Source organism: Protofrankia sp. BMG5.30 (genome assembly GCF_001983005.1).
In the GTDB taxonomy this organism is placed as follows: domain Bacteria; phylum Actinomycetota; class Actinomycetes; order Frankiales; family Frankiaceae; genus Protofrankia; species Protofrankia coriariae.
Genome location: NZ_MOME01000032.1, coordinates 40,172 through 58,112, shown reverse-complemented (window position 1 = coordinate 58,112; position 17,941 = coordinate 40,172). Strand labels below are relative to the sequence as shown.

General features: G+C 69.2%; 23 protein-coding genes and 2 pseudogenes. 13 read left to right on the top strand and 12 right to left on the bottom strand.

Annotated elements, in window-relative coordinates; all coding sequences use genetic code 11:
• The first annotated feature begins 181 nt into the window (after positions 1-181).
• The 4 genes from BL254_RS17155 (at position 182) to BL254_RS28995 (ending at position 1,732) form a co-directional block, all read left to right on the top strand.
• Complete coding sequence (locus BL254_RS17155) at positions 182-511, top strand: FKBP-type peptidyl-prolyl cis-trans isomerase (protein WP_076844049.1); 330 nt, start codon at positions 182-184, stop codon at positions 509-511.
• Between the two features lie 374 nt (positions 512-885).
• Positions 886-1,146 carry a pilus assembly protein HicB gene (locus BL254_RS17150; RefSeq protein WP_047223073.1) on the top strand — a complete coding sequence of 87 codons (261 nt, stop codon included), beginning with the start codon at positions 886-888 and terminating at the stop codon, positions 1,144-1,146.
• On the top strand, positions 1,143-1,454 hold the full coding sequence (locus BL254_RS17145; RefSeq protein WP_047223074.1) for a hypothetical protein: 312 nt from the start codon (positions 1,143-1,145) through the stop codon (positions 1,452-1,454). Before BL254_RS17150 ends, BL254_RS17145 begins: the two co-directional genes overlap by 4 nt.
• 155 nt (positions 1,455-1,609) lie before the next feature.
• Positions 1,610-1,732: a hypothetical protein gene (locus BL254_RS28995; protein ID WP_256386256.1), complete on the top strand. Its 123-nt coding sequence runs from the start codon at positions 1,610-1,612 to the stop codon at positions 1,730-1,732.
• An 86-nt stretch (positions 1,733-1,818) separates the two neighbouring features.
• Here the strand turns inward: BL254_RS28995 and BL254_RS17135 are convergent, their stop codons facing one another.
• Positions 1,819-2,385 (bottom strand): HhH-GPD-type base excision DNA repair protein, encoded by a 567-nt coding sequence (locus BL254_RS17135; protein WP_047223120.1) that lies wholly within the window; start codon positions 2,383-2,385, stop codon positions 1,819-1,821.
• Positions 2,386-2,514: 129 nt separating this feature from the next.
• Here BL254_RS17135 and BL254_RS17130 point away from each other — a divergent pair, with 129 nt between their 5' ends.
• On the top strand, positions 2,515-3,390 hold the full coding sequence (locus BL254_RS17130; RefSeq protein WP_047223075.1) for an NAD(P)-dependent oxidoreductase: 876 nt from the start codon (positions 2,515-2,517) through the stop codon (positions 3,388-3,390).
• Positions 3,387-4,225, top strand: a pseudogene (gene sigJ / locus BL254_RS29545) (RNA polymerase sigma factor SigJ). The gene BL254_RS17130 and the pseudogene sigJ overlap by 4 nt, the downstream one beginning before the upstream one ends.
• 76 nt (positions 4,226-4,301) lie before the next feature.
• Here the strand turns inward: sigJ and BL254_RS29540 are convergent.
• The 3 genes and pseudogenes from BL254_RS29540 to BL254_RS28550 form a co-directional block, all read right to left on the bottom strand.
• A pseudogene (locus tag BL254_RS29540) lies at positions 4,302-4,397 on the bottom strand (Fe-S cluster assembly protein HesB); the annotation flags it as partial.
• Between the two features lie 138 nt (positions 4,398-4,535).
• A complete protein-coding gene (locus BL254_RS17120; RefSeq protein ID WP_139342360.1) occupies positions 4,536-5,057 on the bottom strand; it encodes a cupin domain-containing protein in 522 nt (173 codons plus the stop codon).
• A 13-nt stretch (positions 5,058-5,070) separates the two neighbouring features.
• Complete coding sequence (locus BL254_RS28550) at positions 5,071-5,205, bottom strand: hypothetical protein (RefSeq protein WP_275452050.1); 135 nt, start codon at positions 5,203-5,205, stop codon at positions 5,071-5,073.
• A gap of 470 nt (positions 5,206-5,675) precedes the next feature.
• Here BL254_RS28550 and BL254_RS17115 point away from each other — a divergent pair, with 470 nt between their 5' ends.
• Positions 5,676-6,464: a filamentation induced by cAMP protein Fic gene (locus BL254_RS17115; RefSeq protein ID WP_047223076.1), complete on the top strand. Its 789-nt coding sequence runs from the start codon at positions 5,676-5,678 to the stop codon at positions 6,462-6,464.
• Positions 6,465-6,559: 95 nt separating this feature from the next.
• Here BL254_RS17115 and BL254_RS17110 read toward each other — a convergent pair whose 3' ends face one another.
• Positions 6,560-7,522 carry an NADP-dependent oxidoreductase gene (locus tag BL254_RS17110; RefSeq protein WP_047223077.1) on the bottom strand — a complete coding sequence of 321 codons (963 nt, stop codon included), beginning with the start codon at positions 7,520-7,522 and terminating at the stop codon, positions 6,560-6,562.
• Positions 7,523-7,702: 180 nt separating this feature from the next.
• Between BL254_RS17110 and BL254_RS17105 the strand changes: the two genes are divergently transcribed.
• The gene (locus BL254_RS17105; protein WP_076844047.1) at positions 7,703-8,104 is read left to right on the top strand and encodes a TetR/AcrR family transcriptional regulator; all 402 of its coding nucleotides are present in this window, start codon (positions 7,703-7,705) and stop codon (positions 8,102-8,104) included.
• A gap of 587 nt (positions 8,105-8,691) precedes the next feature.
• Entirely contained in the window at positions 8,692-8,811 is a 120-nt protein-coding gene (locus tag BL254_RS17100) for a sigma factor-like helix-turn-helix DNA-binding protein (protein WP_254858249.1), read from the top strand.
• Between the two features lie 96 nt (positions 8,812-8,907).
• Here BL254_RS17100 and BL254_RS17095 read toward each other — a convergent pair whose 3' ends face one another.
• Together BL254_RS17095 and BL254_RS17090 are read right to left on the bottom strand one after the other, a co-directional pair.
• Positions 8,908-9,378, bottom strand: a complete 471-nt coding sequence (locus BL254_RS17095; protein WP_076844045.1) for a type II toxin-antitoxin system VapC family toxin — start codon at positions 9,376-9,378, stop codon at positions 8,908-8,910.
• Positions 9,375-9,623, bottom strand: coding sequence for a type II toxin-antitoxin system VapB family antitoxin (locus BL254_RS17090; RefSeq protein WP_047223079.1), 249 nt, complete (start codon positions 9,621-9,623; stop codon positions 9,375-9,377). The genes BL254_RS17095 and BL254_RS17090 overlap by 4 nt, the downstream gene beginning before the upstream one ends.
• 344 nt (positions 9,624-9,967) lie before the next feature.
• On the opposite strand from BL254_RS17090, the gene BL254_RS17085 reads away from it, so the two are divergent.
• Positions 9,968-10,534 (top strand): Uma2 family endonuclease, encoded by a 567-nt coding sequence (locus tag BL254_RS17085; RefSeq protein WP_076844043.1) that lies wholly within the window; start codon positions 9,968-9,970, stop codon positions 10,532-10,534.
• Between the two features lie 43 nt (positions 10,535-10,577).
• Here the strand turns inward: BL254_RS17085 and BL254_RS17080 are convergent, their stop codons facing one another.
• The gene (locus BL254_RS17080) at positions 10,578-11,138 is read right to left on the bottom strand and encodes a hypothetical protein (RefSeq protein ID WP_047223081.1); all 561 of its coding nucleotides are present in this window, start codon (positions 11,136-11,138) and stop codon (positions 10,578-10,580) included.
• A 48-nt stretch (positions 11,139-11,186) separates the two neighbouring features.
• Here BL254_RS17080 and BL254_RS17075 point away from each other — a divergent pair, with 48 nt between their 5' ends.
• A complete protein-coding gene (locus tag BL254_RS17075) occupies positions 11,187-11,597 on the top strand; it encodes a hypothetical protein (RefSeq protein WP_052914586.1) in 411 nt (136 codons plus the stop codon).
• Here the strand turns inward: BL254_RS17075 and BL254_RS17070 are convergent.
• Positions 11,552-11,944, bottom strand: a complete 393-nt coding sequence (locus tag BL254_RS17070; protein ID WP_047223082.1) for a helix-turn-helix domain-containing protein — start codon at positions 11,942-11,944, stop codon at positions 11,552-11,554. The genes BL254_RS17075 and BL254_RS17070 overlap by 46 nt on opposite strands.
• A 129-nt stretch (positions 11,945-12,073) precedes the next feature.
• Between BL254_RS17070 and BL254_RS17065 the strand changes: the two genes are divergently transcribed.
• Both BL254_RS17065 and BL254_RS17060 read left to right on the top strand, forming a co-directional pair.
• Positions 12,074-12,757, top strand: coding sequence for an NADPH-dependent F420 reductase (locus BL254_RS17065; RefSeq protein ID WP_076844041.1), 684 nt, complete (start codon positions 12,074-12,076; stop codon positions 12,755-12,757).
• Positions 12,758-13,104: 347 nt separating this feature from the next.
• Positions 13,105-14,694, top strand: coding sequence for a plasmid pRiA4b ORF-3 family protein (locus tag BL254_RS17060; protein ID WP_235433500.1), 1,590 nt, complete (start codon positions 13,105-13,107; stop codon positions 14,692-14,694).
• A 55-nt stretch (positions 14,695-14,749) separates the two neighbouring features.
• Here BL254_RS17060 and BL254_RS17055 read toward each other — a convergent pair whose 3' ends face one another.
• The 3 genes from BL254_RS17055 to BL254_RS17045 all read right to left on the bottom strand — a co-directional run bounded on the left by BL254_RS17055 (position 14,750) and on the right by BL254_RS17045 (position 17,939).
• Positions 14,750-15,520, bottom strand: a complete 771-nt coding sequence (locus BL254_RS17055; RefSeq protein WP_076844077.1) for a class I SAM-dependent methyltransferase — start codon at positions 15,518-15,520, stop codon at positions 14,750-14,752.
• Between the two features lie 122 nt (positions 15,521-15,642).
• A complete protein-coding gene (locus tag BL254_RS17050; protein ID WP_076844039.1) occupies positions 15,643-17,238 on the bottom strand; it encodes a cell wall metabolism sensor histidine kinase WalK in 1,596 nt (531 codons plus the stop codon).
• Positions 17,239-17,249: 11 nt separating this feature from the next.
• Complete coding sequence (locus BL254_RS17045) at positions 17,250-17,939, bottom strand: response regulator transcription factor (RefSeq protein WP_175648402.1); 690 nt, start codon at positions 17,937-17,939, stop codon at positions 17,250-17,252.
• Positions 17,940-17,941 lie beyond the last annotated feature (2 nt).

Genomic DNA, 17,941 nt, shown 5'->3' with positions numbered 1-17,941 from the left:
GCGGGCCGTCGGACGAGCAGGCTCGAACGAGAGTCGAGGAGGTAAGTTCGCCTGACGTACTTCCCTGGACGCCCCCGGTTCTTGCCCGCGAGGTGCGGAGATCCGTGACGGCGGTGTGCTCGGCTCCAGCCAGGGCGGGTCTGCTGGGGGATGGTCCCATCATCGAGGAAAGGCCGGTCACATGGGCGTATCGGTTGAGACCCTTTCGCCGGGGGACGGCAAGACCTTCCCCCAGAAGGGGGACACGGTGCAGATTCACTATGTTGGCACCTTGCTCGACGGCACGAAGTTCGACTCGTCCCGTGACAGAGGCTCGCCGTTCGTGACCCAGATCGGTGTCGGCAAGGTGATCAAAGGGTGGGATGAGGGGGTCCCTCAGCTATCGCTCGGTCAGAAGGCTGTGCTCACCGTCACACCTGACTTCGCGTACGGCTCCCGCGKCTTCCCGCCCGTCATCCCGCCCAACTCCACTCTCCGCTTCGAAGTGGAACTGCTCGGAATAAAGGCATGAAAGGGCGGTCCGTGCAGAGAGATACCAGTCCAAGCCGGTCACGGCGACTACCTGAAGGCCCCACAGCGGGCACCGAACCCGGCGAGGCGCGGGCTGGATAGCCCGCCTCCCCAGGCGGGCGCCCGTCGCGACGCGGCTCATTCAGTCGAGCGACTCGTGGGTCATGACGTAGCCGACCGCGTCGCGGCGAGCGGCGCGCCGGTGGGCAGCTCACGGACCAGCGGGAGGAACTTCTCGGTGAGCCGGCCGGCGACGCCGGGGAACACCGCGGCTCTTCCTGACAGCAGGGCACGGCGACCTCATGGCAGGGCACGGCGACGACTCGTTCCAGCCTGCCACGAGTATTGCTGTCAGATCTTGCTAGCATATTGCGCATGACGCGGACGATCACGCTTCGGCTCTCGGACGAGGCGTACGAGGCTGTCAAGCCGTATGCCGAGGCCGAGGACACGTCGATGAACGCGTGGGTCGAGCGCGTGCTCGACGCCGAGGACATGCGCCGGCGCTGTGCGGCCCACGCCGCCTGGGTGCGGACGAACCCGGCGGTCACCCACGCGGCTCTCGCCTTCGGCGAGGCCAACCAGCGGGCACTCGCAGCGGCCGGCCTGCCCAACCTGGGGGACGCCGCCGAATGAGATCGCCGCGGCGCGGCGAGATCTGGACCACCCGCACCGGGCCGACGCCCCAGGCGGTGCTGGTCATCAGTTCCACGGTCTACAACGAGATCGTCGATGAGCCGACCGTGCTGGTTGCACTCGTCGTGGAGCACGCCACCGACGAGGGGTTCTGCGTCAGGCTGGGCGAGGGTCAGTGGGCTGTGATGGGCCTGGTCACGTTTGTGGCCAGGGCCGCGTTAGAAGAGTGCCTGCGCCGGGTCGACGTCCAGACGCTCACCGACGCCAACACCATGCTTTTCAAGATCCTGGCCACGCCCGAACGCTGACGTCCTATTCGTTCTTTCCGATACCTGCTGGTCCAGCACCATCCCGATCAACAGGGCCAACGGGTCGTTCGTCAGCAGCTCGTCCGCTGCCTCGATTCCGTCGCGAACCGCTCGGCGGGCCGACCGCTCAACGCGTCTGGGAACTGCGGGAAAACATGACCGCCCACGACGCCGGCTACGTCGCGCTGGCGGAACAGATCGACGCGGTCCTTCTCACCTGCGACGCCAAGTACGCCGCCGCGGCCGGCCCCCGCTGCGCCATCGAACTCATCACATAGACATCAGCAGAATCCGGCGGCCCTCGCGCCACAGAACAAGGTGGACACCGACAATAAGGCCGCGGCGACGAGAGTCGATCAGGGCTTCACGCCTTGGCGGCGGCTTTCATCGCCTTCTTGAAGTCGCGGACCTTGATGCGGGTCTCAGGGCTGGTGATGTCCGCGACGGAACGGAAGCTGCTCTCCTCCCCGAACGGGGCGCATGCCTCCTGCCAGCCGGGCGGGGTGACGCCGAGCTGCTTGCCGAGCAACGCCACGAAGATCTTCGCCTTCTGCACGCCGAACCCCGGCAACGCCGACACCTGTTTCAACAGCTCCTTACCGTCAGCCGCGGTCGTCCACACCCGCGCCGCGTCCCCGTCATAGGTGTCCACGACAATCCGGCACAGCGCCTGCACCCGCTTCGCCATCGATCCGGGGAACCGGTGCAACGCCGGCTGCTGCGAAAAGAGCGCGCCAAGCTTGTCCGGATCGAACCCCGCCAGCTCATCGGCATCCAGCCCCCGGCCCAGACGCCGAGTCAGCTCGTACGGCGCAGCGAACGCCCGCTCCAACGGAATCTGCTGGTCCAGCACCATCCCAATCAGCAGCGCCAACGGATCATTCGTCAGCAGCTCGTCCGCCTCGTCGATCTGGCTCAGATGCAGTCCCACGACATCACCGTAGCCGACCTCGGCGCAGCGACGGTCGCGCTGCTGGTCCGTCGATGCGCCTCGCGGCCGTCCGACCACCCGAGGCTGAACATGCTGTCACGATCAAGCGGGCTACGTCGCCAGTTAGGTATGAGCGAGATCGTGCTTACCGGATCCACAGGTGTGCTCGGGCGGCGCGCCGTGAGCGAACTGCTCGCCGCGGGCCACCGCGTCACGGGCGTGACGCGGTCCGCGCCCGGCCGTGAGCGGCTCGAGAGCCTTGGGGCACGCGCTGTCGACGGCGACGTGTTCGACGAGGCGTCGCTGCGCGACGCCTTCGACGGAGCCGATGCTGTCGTCAACCTACTGACACACATCCCAACCCCCGACCGCATGGCCGACCCGTCCGCGTGGGCGGAGAACGACCGTCTGCGTATCGAAGCTTCGGCGGCCATCGCGCGTGCCGTGCAGGCCGCGGGGGCACGGCGCCTCGTCCAGGAGTCGATCGCGTTCGTATACACCGAGGGCGGCGAGACGTGGCTCGACGAGGATGCCCCAGTCACCGGCGGCGGCGTGACGAGCAGCTCGCTGACGGCCGAGCGCAACGCGCGCGAGCTATTCGACGGCGACACCGTCGTCCTGCGCTTCGGGCTGTTCATGGGACCCGACAGCGGATCCACACTGGCCACGCTCCAGGCCGCGCACGCCGGGACCTCGACAGCCGCCGGACCCCCCGGCGCCTACCGGCCGACCATCTGGCTGGACGACGCGGCAGCAGCCATACCGGCCGCGCTGTCCATACCAGCCGGAACCTACAACGTCGTCGACGCCGACCCACCCACGAACGCCGAGATCGACGCCGCACTGGCCGCCGCTGTCGGGCGCGACGCGCTACGCCGCCAGGCACCACGCGACGGGCCCATGGCACGTTCACAGCGGGTGTCGAGCCGCCGGCTACGCGAGGCGAGCGGCTGGACGCCGCGCCTGCGCGCCGGCACCGAGATCTGGAGCCAGATCACCCGATGAGCGTCGCGGAGCGTTTCGCACAGGCTCGTCCACGGCTGATCCAGCTCGCCTACAGCGAGCTCGGCGACATCGGTGAGGCGGAGGATGTCGTACAGGAGGCGTGGCTGCGGCTGGAACGCACGGACGTCCGGGCGATCGAGAACCTCGGCGGCTGGCTGACGACGGTCGTCGCCCGGCTCGCGCTCGATCGACTACGGAGCGCGCGCGCGCCGGGAGACTTATGTCGGCCCATGGCTTCCGGAGCCGCTCGTATCGGACGACCCGGCGGACCGCGTCACGCTGGACGAGTCGGTCAGCTATGCGCTGCTGGCCATCCTTGAGCACCTGTCACCCGCGGAACGCACGGCGTTCGTGCTGCACGACGTGTTCGACGTGCCGTACGCCGACATCGCCGAGATAGTCGGCCGCACGACCCAGGCGGTGCGGCAGTCAGCCTCACGCGCRCGCCGCCGCATCAGGCAGGAGCGCCCCCGTTTCGTGGCCTCGGGCGCCGAGCACGACCGCGCCGTACGAGCGTTCGCACAGGCGGTCGCCGAGGGCAACTTTGAGGGCCTCGCCGCGGTGCTGGATCCGGACGTCCTCTGGACGTCGGACGGCGGCGGGCGCGCCACTGCCTCCCGCAAGCCGCTGCGGGGAGGGCCGCGGGTCGCGCGCGTGGGCGGCGCTCAGCCGCACGTTCAGTCACGAAGCCATCGAGATCAAGATCAACGGACGGCTCGGGGTGGTACTCCCAGGCGGCGACGGCCATCGCGCGGCACTCTCGTTCGTCGTCAGCGACGGTCGCATCACGCGCATCGACGCGGTCCGCAATCCGGAGAAGCTGCGGCGTATCTGAGCGGACGAACTGGTCACAACCGGGGCGTGCCGCTGTCCGCAGCAGCGGATCGCCCCGTTCCACTCGTTCTTTCCGACACCCACTGGTCCAGCACCATCCCGATCAGCAGCGCCAACGGATCATTCGTCAGCAGCTCGTCCGCCTCCTCGATCTGGCTCAGATGCAGTCCCACGCCATCACCGCAGCTTCCTCGGCTCGGGTCCACCGTCATGAGGTCGGCAGTCTCGACGCCAGGCATCGACAGTCTCCCGTCGAGGGGCCGCGGTGGCGGGGCGCGCGCCGACGCCCCGTCCACAGGGTGCGTGACCGGCTATCGAGGCGGGGCCGCATCGGGGTCGGGCAGGGGCGGCGCGAGAACCGTCCGGTGGCGCGCCATCAGTTCCTGCGTCAGGGCTCGGCTGGGCGTGGCGCCGGTCCTGGCGACATGCTCCGCGACCTCGGCGAAGTAGTCCTCGTAGCCGCTGGGGGTGAGGATAGCGACGTAACGGGCCGGTTCCTCGAAGGGATTACCGAAACCGTGTGCCAGCCGCCGGCTGGCGAACACCGTCTCGCCGGCAACGGCGGTGTGGAAGCCATCCCCGACACGGAACCGCAGCCGGCCTTCGAGGACCACGAACGTTTCGTCATGGCCCTCGTGAACATGCGGTAGCGGTCCAGGTTCCCGCCCGCCCATCCGCCCCTCCAGTACGGTGAACCGACCGAGGGTGTCGCCGGCCGTGACCTTGACGAGCATCGACCAGTTCGGCAGGTCGATCGGCTGGCCCTCATCACTGCCCCGGACAAAACCCCGAGAAGGTTGCTCTCCGTCCGGAGCATGGACGCCGAATGTCACGTGCCCCCCAATTTCAGGAGTGGGCCGGCGAGGCCACGTTCGTTCTTTGCGAAACCGGCTGGTCAAGAACCATCCCGATCAGGAACGCCAGCGGGTCGTTCGTCAGCAGCTCGTCCGCTGCCTCGACCTGGCTCAGGTGCAGGCCCACGGCCCTGACAGTAGCCGGCTCGGGCGGCCCGCCGGGTCAGCGTGCCGGCTGACCGGCGCCGTCCGGTGGACCGCCAGACGCCGCGACGCGATCCGGGACCGGGGGGCGCCCCGATCAGCTCTGCCTGCCCGATCCGGCGCGACCGTGCGAGGGTGCGGCGAGCCTGCTCGCCGGTACGGCCGGCCCGGTGGGCGATATCAGCGCGAACGGACCGACAGGATCATCGCCGCCGTCCCCGACCGGTCCGCGACACAGCCGCTGCTGGAGGCGCCCTGGCACGAACCGGGCGCGCGGCACGGCGTCCGCCGGTTTCCGCTCCGCGTCATCGCCGAGACTCGACGTGTGACCCGACCAGCTCCGGCAGGCCGGCCTGCCGGACACTCTGGGATCCCGGTGGTCGCCGTATCGTTGGATCACCGGCATGGCTCGCGGTACGCGCGGGTCACGTACAGTCCGAGGAGGTGCGATCCATGGCGACGAGCAGGGCGATGCTAGGCGCTCTCGGATTCACATGGGATCGGTCCACGGTGAGCCGGGATATTCCGCGATTCTCGGTCGAGCGCGCCGTCTGGCGGTTCCAGCGGTCGCTGCCGGAGTACGTGTGGGACGCGGCGGTGCTCGAGGGCAACCCGTTCACCTACCCCGAGGTCCAGACGCTTCTGGACGGGATCACCGTCGGCGGACGGAAGATCAGCGACGAACGTCAGATCCTGAACCTGGCCGAGGCGGCGAGCGAGCTCGGCCGGCTCGTCAGGACGCGCGATTTCCGATTGTCCAAGGAGGTCTCCGACAGGCTCCAGTTTCTGCTCGCTCGAGACGAGGCACTGGAGTCAGGCCATTTCCGCGGCGAAGGCAGAGAGACCCTCACCCCTGGCGTCAGCCTCGGAGAACACGGCCGCTACCTACCGCCCGCCACCGAGCACGGCGGCGGGAACCTGCACCGCATCTTCTCTCAGGGGCTGGAGTTCCTCTCCAGCGAAATCGACGACGAGTTCGAGCAAGCAGTCGCCTACTTTCTCTTCGGCTCGCTGCAACAATTTTACTACGACGGCAACAAGCGCACCGCGCGCTACATGATGAATGGCCATCTCATGTCCCAGGGAATGGACGCTATCAGCGTCCCGGCCGCGCGCCGCCACGAGTTCAACACCGGGATGGTGGACTTCTTCCTACGCAAGGACGGTACCAGCATGTTCGGCTTTCTGACATCCTGTCGGCTTGCCGCCGACAACGGGGTCCTACCGCCCGGCGGCGAGTAGACACTCATCGTAGTCGGCCGTTCGCCGCTGTCCCGGCTGTGGCACCCGACGGCGCACGGCCGCTCATCCGTTGATGGCCTCATCCGTTGATGGCCTCATCCGTTGGCGACACTGAGGACGATCTTTCCCTGGATGTGGCCCCGCTCGGCTCGTTCGTGCGCACGCCACGCCTCGGCGAGCGGGTAGACACTGTCGACGGCGACCCGGACGGCACCGGAGTCGAGCAGTCCGGCCAGTTCGGCGAGCTGGCGGCCGTCGGAGCGGACCTGGCCGCCCAGGAGCCGGATGCCTCGCCGGGCGAGGTCGTCCTCGCGGTAGTCACCGAAGAAGACCGGGCTGAGCACTCCCCCGTCCCTGATCGCCGGGGTGAGACGGTGGCCGAGCGGGCCACCGACGGTGTCGAACAGGTAGTCGACGTCCTTTGCCGCGTCCGCGACGTCGGTCGTCGTGTAGTCGATGTACTCGTCGGCCCCCAGYCCGCGCAGGAAGTCCTCGTGGCGGGTGGACGCGACGGCGATGACCCGGGCGCCGAGATCGCGGGCAAGCTGGACGAGGAAGTGCCCGACGCCACCGGCGGCGCCGTTGACCAGCACGGTGCTCCCGGAGGTCACGGCAGCGTGGTCGACGACGTACTGCCAGGCGGTCAGGCCCGCCATCGGGGCCGCCGCCGCGTGGACGTGGTCGATTCCGGCCGGCCTGCGCGCGAGGTCGCCGACCGGCGCGGTGGTGTACTCGGCGTAACCTTTCGCCGCGCCCACCGTCGTCGGGAAGCGGAGCAGGCCGAAGACCTCGTCGCCCTGGGCCCATTCGGTGACGCCGGGGCCGGTCCCCACGACAACACCGGACACGTCCGTCCCAGGGGTGAACGGGAACTGGACCGCGGGCCGCATCGACTCGGGTATGAGGCTGAAGCCCGACCGCGCATACCAGTCCAGCGGGTTCACGCCCGCGGCGTGCACCCGGACGAGAACCTCGCCCGGGCCGGGCTCAGGACGGTCCATGTCATCAAGCTGGAGCACGCGGGGCGGACCGGTGCGATATACGCGAACGGACTTCATGTCGGGTCGCCTTCCCTGGGGTCCGGCGGACGGGGTAACGTCCGGAGCAGTGCTCCGTATATTAGACGGAACACTGCTCCGCTTGCCAGGGGAGGTGCGCGATGATGCCCCCGGCCGAGTCCGCCAGGTCACCGTGAACGGCGCGCCGATGTACGCCGCAACTACGACCACATCCTCGTCATGGCGCGAGCCGTGCCGGCGGAGCAGGGAGTGCAGGCGTCGCTGCACGACGTCGCCCGCCGCGCGGAGGTCGGCCTCGGCACGCTCTACCGGCACGTCCCGACCCGCGAGGCGCTGCTGCGCCAGGGCTTCGACCGGCTCGTCGCGCTCGCCGACAGCCTCTCGGCGACCCGCCCACCCGCGGCGGCGCTGACCGAGTGGCTGCGCGAACTCGCCGCCGGAGCCAGCGTCTACCAAGGACTCCCGGCATCGCTGGTCGCCACGATGCACGACCGCGAGTCGGCCCTGTGGGCATCGGGCGCCGCCCTCCAGGAGGCGGGCACCCGCCTGCTGGAAAACGCCCAGCGTGAGACGGGGCCATCCGCGCCGACGTCACCGGAGCCAACGTTTTCGCGCTGGTAAGCGCTGTGGCCAAAATGTCCGAAAGCGCCCTGTTTGCCGACCGCCGCGACCACCTCTCGGCATCGTCCTCGACGGCCTGCTCAACCATTCCGCCACACCGTCAGCGGCGCACGAAAACAACCCACCCGAATCGGTTCACGTTCGGTGATGTCGCCGACCAGGACACGTCGTGACCTGGGCCGCGAACATGACCCTCCACAGCCAGCCAACCACGGGAGGCCGAAACAGGCTGAATGCCGAGAAGCAGACATTTTGACAATCAAGAAAGATCACAACTCGTGGGGACATGACGTGGCCGACTCAGAAAAAAGCCCCGCCAGTCCCGGATGACGGCGGGGGAAATGTCTATAAGACAGATGCTTGACGGGCACCCCGTCAAGCGCGGGGAGCGCAGGACACACTCACGACCACTTCCTCACGACGACCACCGTTGCGTCCTCAACGATTGAGCTGGTCCGACACCATCCCGAGCCGATCAGCAGCGCCAACGGGTCGTCCGTCAGCGGCTCATCCGCCTCGGCGACCTGGCTCAGACGTAGCCCCGCGAACACCGTCAGATGGTTCTCACCCTGGCCTGCCGGGATGGCCTGACCGCCGACGAAATAGCCAGCATCCTGCAAATCACCCCGTCGGCGGCCCGTCAACGCCTCCATCGTGCCCGTCGCCGCCTACGCCAGGCGCTGGTCGACCATCAGCCGGTGGCGTGACCTTGCCATAAGGGTATGCCCGGTCTCGCCGGGCATACCCCGTACTCATCGCCAGCCTGCTCCGTCTGACAACCGGCCCGCGATGCGCAATCGAACTCATTGTGTAGACGACTGTTCGCTGCCGCCCCGGCCATGGTCGCCCTCTGTCACGGCATTTGCGACCGCCACCGCAGGAAGGTCAACAGGCGTCAGATCGGTATGAACAAAATCTTCCCCCTTGAACAACAACGGCTCCCGCCGCGCGGCCGCCAGCGCATAGGCGAAACAGTCGCCGAAGTTCAACCGGGCGGGACTGCCGCTACCCCGACCGAAATCTCGGTATGCCTGCCTCGCAAGGACCGCCTGATCCACGGTGACCGCGACCACTTCTATATTGGCCACCCTTACAAGCTCGTCGAAGTTGCGGCTCGCCACTGGATCGCGAGCCGTGTCGACAACCACGGCCGCCTCGACGTAGTTCACCGCCGACATGGCGGGCCGCTCCGCCGATACCAGTGCGGCGGCGTAGCGAGGCGCGTCAGGCTCCGCCCGGACGATCACGACGAGCGCGGACGAGTCCACGATCATGCCGGCAGGCCGCGATCATCATAAAGATCGTCTATGGTCGGACCGGGCGGGGAGACGGCTGCTATCTGACGGCCCAGGGCAACGATGCGGGCGACCCGCCACTCGCCATCATCACGACCAGCGCGCATCCGCTCCAGACGCTCCCGGACCGCGACAAGTACAGCCGTCGTGATGCTCTCCCCCGTCAACTCGGCGAGCTCACGGCTGAGCCGCTGGGCTTCGTCATTTTTGATGTTCAACGCCATCGAAGCTCCATCCACCATGGAAGCTTGCACTTCCACCATGGAACCCACGGGCCGGGCTGGCGAGGGAGCCGATCGCCTGGTGGCTGCGTCGCCCCGCGCCGTTCGTTCTTTCCAGAACCCGCAGGTCAAGATCACGGCATTCGGCGGCGTCAACGGTCGTCCGTCAGYGGTTCGTCTGCCTGAAGCGATCTGGCTACCGTGGGACCAGGGAGCCGTCAGGGCATGTCCCGCTCCGATGCCACGTCTGGCCGTCACGACAGACACGACCTGCCATGACAGACACGACTGGCACGCTACGCTTGCCGTAGAACATCGGCCCTGACGCCGAGTCAGGAAGGTGCGACGTGACCGCGGAGGTGGCCGCTCCCGCCTGGATGCACCGGCAGATCAYGGCGGAGCAGTACGACTCACTGTCCGAGGAGCAGTGCGAGGGCATTGAGATCGTGGACGGGATGGTCGCCATGCTCCCCGGCGCCTCCCTGCAACACAACCGGCTCGCCAAGAAGGTGGCTGTCGCGATGGAAGCGGYGGGGGCGCCGGAGTGGTTTTCCGATCTTAATTTCGATGTCCGGATCCATGACGTGCCGCTCACCGTCCGTCGACCTGACATCGTCGTGTACCGGGCGAGCACGGTCGACGTCACACCGATGCGCCCGGAGAACATCCTCCTGGTCGGCGAGGTGGTGTCACCGGGCTCCGAAACGACCGACCGCGTCTTCAAACCGGAGCAGTACGCCAGGGCCGGCATTCAGTTCTACTGGCGGATCGAGCAGTCCGCCGCCGGCGTCCCACTCGTCTACACCTACGTGCTCGACCCCACGGCGCGCACCTACCGGGTCGGCGACGTCCACACCGGCGTGGTCGAGGCCATGGTTCCGTTCCCCGTCAAGATCGACCTGGCCCGGCCGTAGCCCCGGCACACCGCCGGGCGAGCGGTCCCGGCCGGGACCGCCTTCAGCGAGAGGCGCGGGCGCTGGAGACGGCATCGGCGATCGCGTGAAGCGCGCCGGCACGGTCGTCGCCGAGAGCGGTGATGCCGACGTGGTCGGCGCCGGCGGCGAGATGCGCCAGGATGCCGGCGGCCACCGTGGCGGCATCGCCGTGCAGGACGAGCGCGTCGATGAGCCAGTCGCTGCCGGAGCCGGTCAGATCGGCGTCGGAGAAGCCGATCCGCCGCAGGTTGTTGGTGTAGTTGGTGACGTGCAGGGCTGGTGTGACCACGGAGGCTCGGCCCGTGGCACGGGCGCGCTCGACATCGGTGTCCAGCACCACCTGCTGGCCGGGCAGCACCAGCTTGCCGGGGCCGAGAATCTCCCGCGCCCGCCGGGTGTGCTCGGGCGTCACCAGGACGGGGATCGTGCCGGCGGTGCGTTCCCGGGCGAGCCGCAGCATCTTCGGGCCAAGGGCGGCCAGCCACACCGTGCCGTAGCCGGCCTTCTCGATCTCCACCACCAGTTCCGGAGTCGCGTCGGCGAGGCGCAGGAAGGCGCCCAGCACGCCCAGTCGGATACCCATGCACCGAATTTCAGCACCGGGCACAGCCGTGAGCCAGATCCACCGCCCATGCGCGGCAATAGCATCCTGCGCGTCCCGCCTCGGGCCTACGACCCGCCGCTGCATCACGCCCTCGACGCCGCGCTGGGCGAGGCCGGGGCCCGCCCGAAGATCGGCCGCCCCGCCGGCACAGCTCAGGACACGATCGTCGAGGTCGGCTCCAACCCGCTGAGCTGGACGGTGCTGCCCGCCGACCAGATCGCCGAAACCGACTCCGCCCGCGTTCACGCGATCCCGTTCGACCCACCGCTGACGATCGTCGGCAGCGTCATCACGTCCGAGGACACTCCGAGCCATGCAGCGGCCTGCGCCGTGGCCGCCTTCCGCGACGCCACCGGCACCCACGACGAGCTCGACGTCGGCAACACCGGCCGTCAGACGACGATCCCCTCACCCGTGTCGAGCCGCCGGCGTTCCTGAACGTCCAGCAGTTCGTCGCCGTGCTTGAGCGTCCAGTCTCCGAGCGCCTTCACGGGGCCGTCGACCAGGCTCTGCCCCAGTGGGGTCAGCGCGTACTCGACCCGCGGCGGGGCCTGCGCGAAAGCGCGGCGGTCCACCAGGCCGTGGCCGCACAGCCGGTGTAGCGCTTCGGTGAGGACCTTGTCGCTTATGCCGCCGATCGCGGCACGCAGCTCGCGACGCCGACGGGGACCCGGACGAAGAGCCACCAGCACGACAGGATCCCAGGTGTGGGCGAACAGGTCGATCGCCGCTCGGATGCGGCAGTCCGCGACCAGTTCCTCGCAGTGGTGTCCACGCTCGCTCATTACTCGCCATCGTCGCAGGTTCGTTACGCACCGATCGGTGCGTAACGACTTCCCTACCGTTGTCTCCGGCCGCTGTCTCCGGAGCGGTCAGCTGCCTTCGGCAGCGGCCGGCGCGAACGAGGAGGGACCATGCGGATCGGGATCCTGGGCACGGGAGCCCTGGCCGAGGGGCTGGGAAGAGGCTGGGCCCGCGCCGGGCACGAGCTGGTGGTCGGCGGGCGGTCGCGGGCCAGAGCGGACGCGCTCGCTGGACGCCTGGGTGGGTCGGCACGCGCGGCCACCCCGCGTGAGGCCGTCACCGGGCGGGACGCGGTGCTGCTCGCCGTGCTGTGGAGCGGCGTCGAGGACGTTCTGCGCAGCGCCGACGCGGCCAGCGGCCGGCTCGCGGGAACACCGTTGATCGATCCGACCAACGCGGTGGAGCACGGTGTCGGCGTGTTGCTCACCGAGCGCGGCAGCTCGGGAGCGGGCCGGATCGCCGAGCTGGCACCCGGGGCGCACGTCGTGAAGGCGTTCCATCTCTTCCCGGCCGAGCGGTGGACGCACCCTCCCGCCAGCGCTGGCGGTGACGGTGACAACGGCAGTGACGGCAGGCAGGCAACGACGGTGGCGATCTGCGGTGACGACGCGGCGGCGTTGCGGGTCACCAGCGAGCTCGTCCGGGACGTCGGCGGCGTACCGGCCGTGCTGGGGCCGCTGGACCGCGCGCGTCAGCTCGAGGAGGTCGCGGGTTTCGTCATCGGCCTGGCGTTCGCGGGCTTTGATCCCGCCTCCGCCGTTCCCCATGTCCCGACGCGGACCATACCGGCTTAAAATCGAATACCGACTTAGAATCGAATACCGGAAAATTCCTGAAGATCAAGTCGCATACAGACTCTCGGTCACCTTCATGCGATGTCGCTCCAGGTCGAAGGCGGGCGGGGACGGCGCTGAACACAGCTCATCATCCGCATGATCTGCCGTTCGCCGGCATCGTCTACTGTTCGGTGCGGGTGCGCCGAGATCTGCGCCGGACGGGCCTGCCCGGCGGGCCATGCGGTACCGGACGAGTCGGGCGCGGCGGATGGGGGCAGACTTGCCATATGAGCCCCACCAGCCGTGGCCGCGGGAGCAGGCGGAGGACTTCCTCCAGGGACGCCAGGAGCGGGTCACGCCCCACTGTGCCGCCCACGTCGGACACCCCGGACACGCTGGACGCCTGCGACTGCCCGCAGTGTTCGGGCGGCGACGAGCTGGATCTGGTCATCGACGGGCTGCTCGCGAGCGGGGAGCTTCTGCTCACCGTCGACGACCCGATGGAGGCGGAAGCTCTCGGCGCGACGTTGCTCTCGGCCGGTGACCTGATCGGTGAGGAGGCCGAGGAGGCGTTCGTCCGCGGGCTTGTCCCGGCGTTGGAAACCGCGGGCACCGCGGAGGCGCTGGCGACGCTGCTGGCGATCGGTTCCGTCGCGCCAGGCCGCCTCGGCACGGCCGCGGGCGACGCCGCCGACCGTCTGGTCGAGGACGGCATCGTCCGCCCGGTATGGGCGGACGAACTGGAGGCACCGGTGACGGCCGGTGACTTTCAGCGCCTGAACGACGATCAGGGAGAAGCGTCGATGCTGGTCTGCTCGTTCCATCGAGCGGGACGCGGGCACGCCGTCATCATCAATGTCGACCACAACGACTGCGGCGCCGCCGTCGACATTCTCGTCCTCGACGCCGACAAGCTATCTGAAGCAGTCGAAATGCTGCATACCGTTGCCAGTGCCGACGGCATCCGGATCAGGGCCGAAAGCCTGAGCCCGGAGGAGTTCCGCTGGCAGGCCGAGAACGCCCTCGCCGCCCGGGCGGTGCACGACGCGGGCGACGTCGCTCTCAACCTGGCCGAATTTCTCGACGGCGATGACGACAACGACGGCCCGGCCTATCCGGCCCTGGCGATGCTGCTACGGGCCCGGCTGGCAACCCTGCCGGAGCCCAGCAGGCCGCCCGCGCCGCATCCCACCGACGACGAGGACGGCCTCGGCCTCGACCCCGGCATCGACCCCGGCCTGACGCTGCTGGAGCGGCGGGCAGGCGGCGCGGGCCTCGTTCGCGGCGGCCGGCCGCTGCCAACATCCGGTGGCCCCGTGCTGATCCCTGACGGCTTCGCACTGGCCCCGCCCAGCATCGCGCCGTCGGTGGCGCTGCCGGCGAAACGGAAGAAGGCAGCCGGACCGGCGCCGATCTACCAGATCAAAGTGGGTCTGCGTGGTACAAAACCGCCGATCTGGCGCCGGCTGGAGGTGCCCGCCGACATCCGTCTCGAGCGGCTRCACAACGTCATCCAGGCCGCGTTCGGCTGGTACGACTCCCATCTGCATGTCTTCGAGACCCGGTACGGCAGTTTCGGCCGCCCCGACGCGGAGCTGGACTACCGCGCCGAGGCGGCGGTGACGCTGGAACAGGTCGCACCCACCTCGAACGACAGGATTCTTTACACCTACGACTTCGGCGACAGCTGGGAACACGACGTCCTGGTGGAGAARGTTTTCAGCCCGGACCCGGCGGTGCGCTATCCCCGCTGCACCGGCGGGCGCCGCGCCGCCCCACCGGAGGACTGCGGCGGTATCTGGGGGTATGTCGAGCTGCTGCAGGTGCTGAAGAATCCCGACCACCCCGAGTACGACGAGAAGCTGGAATGGCTGGGCGTCGACAACGCCATCGACTTCGCCCCGGAGCGGTTCGACGCCGCGGCGGTCAACCAGGCGCTGTCCGCCATCCACTGACGCTCACCGTCGCCACGGGAAGAACCGTCTGGACGGAAACCCGCCAGCCCGCAGGTCAGGCGGCTGACAGACCGGTGTTCTCGAAGACGAGCGAGGGCGTCCTCGCCCCGGTCGGCCGGGGCCGGCTGGGATGCGGGAGAGTACGCAGCGCGTCGAGTGCGGGTTCGACGAACATGGCCCACTTCTCGGTGGGGAGATCCCACAGCTGCGACCACGTCCGGCGCTGGATCTGATCGACGACGGCCGCCGGAGTTGCCGRCCCGCCGGAGCGGTCGATGGCGAAGTCCGCGACAAGGCGCAGACCGCTCTGCGCCGCGAGGCGGATGACGGCATCCGGGGCGTCCGGACGCGGTGAGCCGCCCGTCAGCCCGTTGTTCATCGACCGGATGATCTCTGAGATGTCGGAGGTGACGACCGATTCCCCGGCGCCGGCGACCGCGAGCCGGCCGCCCGGCCGCAGCACCCGGGCGACCTCACGCAGGACAGCCGGTATGTTCCCGACGAGGTGCAGGACGTGGACTGCGACGCACGCGTCAACGCTGCCGTCGGCGAACGGGATCGCCGAGGCGTCGGCTCGCGCGATACGCCCCGGAATTCGACGGTGGGCGTGGGCGAGCATCCGCTCGGAAAGATCGATACCGGTTACCGACCAACCACGCTTCGCGAAGACACTGGCGATCAGCCCGGTACCGACTCCGATCTCCAGCAACGCTCCGGCGGGCAGGTACGGCGCGAGCGCGCCGGCGACGAGATGCCCACGCTCGGCTCCGCCGCGCGTCGCGTCGTAGCGGTCGGCCATCCGGTCGAAGTTCACGGGCTCCGGCATGCGCCCAGAATAGGCGGAGCCGGTCAGCCGCCAGCACATCCCGATCCCCGGTCGGACCCGGCAGGGGCACGAATCCGGTCAGGCGAGCGCGCTGATGCCTGCCGGAGACGACCCGCGGCCGGTCATGCCGTCGCGGTGCCCTCGTCGTCCGGACGGGGGTCTGCCCACCATGGCAGCAGGATGAGCTGGAAGGTCGCCCCGCCTCCCGGGGTCGGCCGGTACTCAACCCGTCCGCCGTGCGCGGCGGCGACGGCCGCCACGATGGACAGGCCCAGTCCGGTCCCGCCGCCGTCCCGGGAACGACCCGTGTCGGCCCGGTAGAAACGTTCGAAAAGGTGCGGGACGGCGTCCTCGGGGACGCCGTCCCCGTGGTCGATCACCGAGATGACGACCTCACCGGTTCGGCTGTCCTCCGCCGGGCCCACGCCGCGGTGGGCGGCCGGATCCGGGCCTGCGGCGCCGGCCCCGCCCGGTGCCGCAACAACGGATATCGCGGTGCCGGGCGGGGTGTGGACCACGGCGTTGCGGACGAGGTTTCCGACGGCCTGGCGCAGCCGTCCCTCGTCCCCGGCCACCTCGAGGATCGACGGCACCTCGTCCTCGATCGTCCGGTTCGGGTTGACCGCCCGGGCGTCGGTGACGACGTCACGGACCATGGCCGAGACATCGACGGGCTGGCGTTCCAGCACCGGCCGCTGGTCCAGCCGGGCGAGCAGCAGCAGGTCGTCGACCAGGACGCTCATCCGGGCGGACTCCTCCTCGATGCGGCGCATGACCGTCGCGAGATCCTCGGGCCGGTTCGCGGCGCCCCGGTGGAACATCTCGGCGTAGCCGCGGATCGAGGTCAGCGGGGTCCGCAGTTCGTGGCTGGCGTCCCCGACGAAGCGGCGCAGCCGCCGTTCGGATGCCTCACGGGCCTGGAAGGCCGCCTCGATCCGGGTGAGCATCGCGTTGAAGGTGAGCCCGAGCCGCCCCACTTCGGTGYGGGGGTCGGCGTCGGCGACCCGTTTCGTCAGGTCACCCCGTGCGATCAGGTCCGCGGTCTGTTCGATCCGGATGAGGGGACGCAGGCCAAGACGGATGATGACGTAGGCCGACACGGCCAGCGCGGCCAGCATCACCGAACTCGCGACGATCTCGATCCTGGTGACGTTGTCGAGAGTGGCGTCCATCTCCGTGAACGGCACGGCGACGACGAGGACGTCCGCGTTGTCGAAGCGTTCGGCAAGCATCCTGAACCGGCTCCCACCACCCTGGGCGGGCACCGTCCACAGCGGGACGGTCGCGAGGTCCGGATGGGTCTGCGCGGTGGCGAGCAGGCTCGGTGTGACGTCCGGACGCCGGGTCGGAGTGCTCGGGCCGCCGGGGCTGGGACTGGGGCTGGTCTCGGCCAGTCGGCRGCCGCTGCCGTCATACAACGCCCCGTAGGTGCCGACCAGGAACGCGCTGCCGAAACGTGGGTCATGGTCGTCGGAGTCGCCCCCGCCGGAAGCGCGCTCGCCAAGATCATAACCACCTGAGTCGCCGGAGCCGCGGTCACCGTATCCGCTGGCCCGCAGGAGCGTCTGTTCCATGACCGGATGGGCATCGCGTACCTGCTGGTCCAGCCGGCCGCGCAGGTAGGTCGCCACCGCGCCGTGTGTACCGGCCGCGCCGAGGGCCATGCCGACCGCCAGCAGACCCACCAGAGCCAGCAGCAGCCGGGCGCGCAGCGACATGACCGGTCCACTCAACGCGGCAGACGCAGAACGTAACCGACGCCACGCACCGTATGGATCAACGATGGCGGAACAGGGTCGATCTTGCGCCGCAGATAGCTGATGTAGGTCTCCAGGACCCGTGCCTCCCCGCCGAAGTCGTGCCCCCAGACGTGGTCGAGAAGCTGGGCCCGGGTGAGCACCTTGCGGGCGTTCGCCAGCAGGTAGTGCAGCAGGCGGTACTCGGTGGCGGTCAGCTCCACGTGCCGCCCACCACGCCGCACCTCTCGGGTCTCCGGGTCGAGTTCGAGATCGCTGAAGCGCAGTGGCCCGGGCGCGCTGTCGGCGGCCCCGGCCCGACGCAGGATCGTGCGGACCCGGGCGACCAGCTCGCTGACAGCGAACGGCTTCGTGACGTAGTCGTCCCCGCCGAGGGTCAGCCCGTGCACCTTGTCCTCGGTGGCGTCGCGGGCTGTCAGGAACAGGGTTGGCATGCCCCGCCACGAACCGCGCAGCCGCTGACAGAGCGTGAACCCATCGATGTCGGGGAGCATGACGTCCAGCACGAGCAGGTCCGGTGGTGACAGCGCGACCCGGGTCAGCGCCGCCTGTCCGGAATGCAYGGCGTGCACGTCGAAACCCTCGTAACGCAACGCCATGACGACAAGATCGGTGATCGCCTCCTCGTCGTCGACGACGAGAACTTTGAGCGGACGCTCCATCC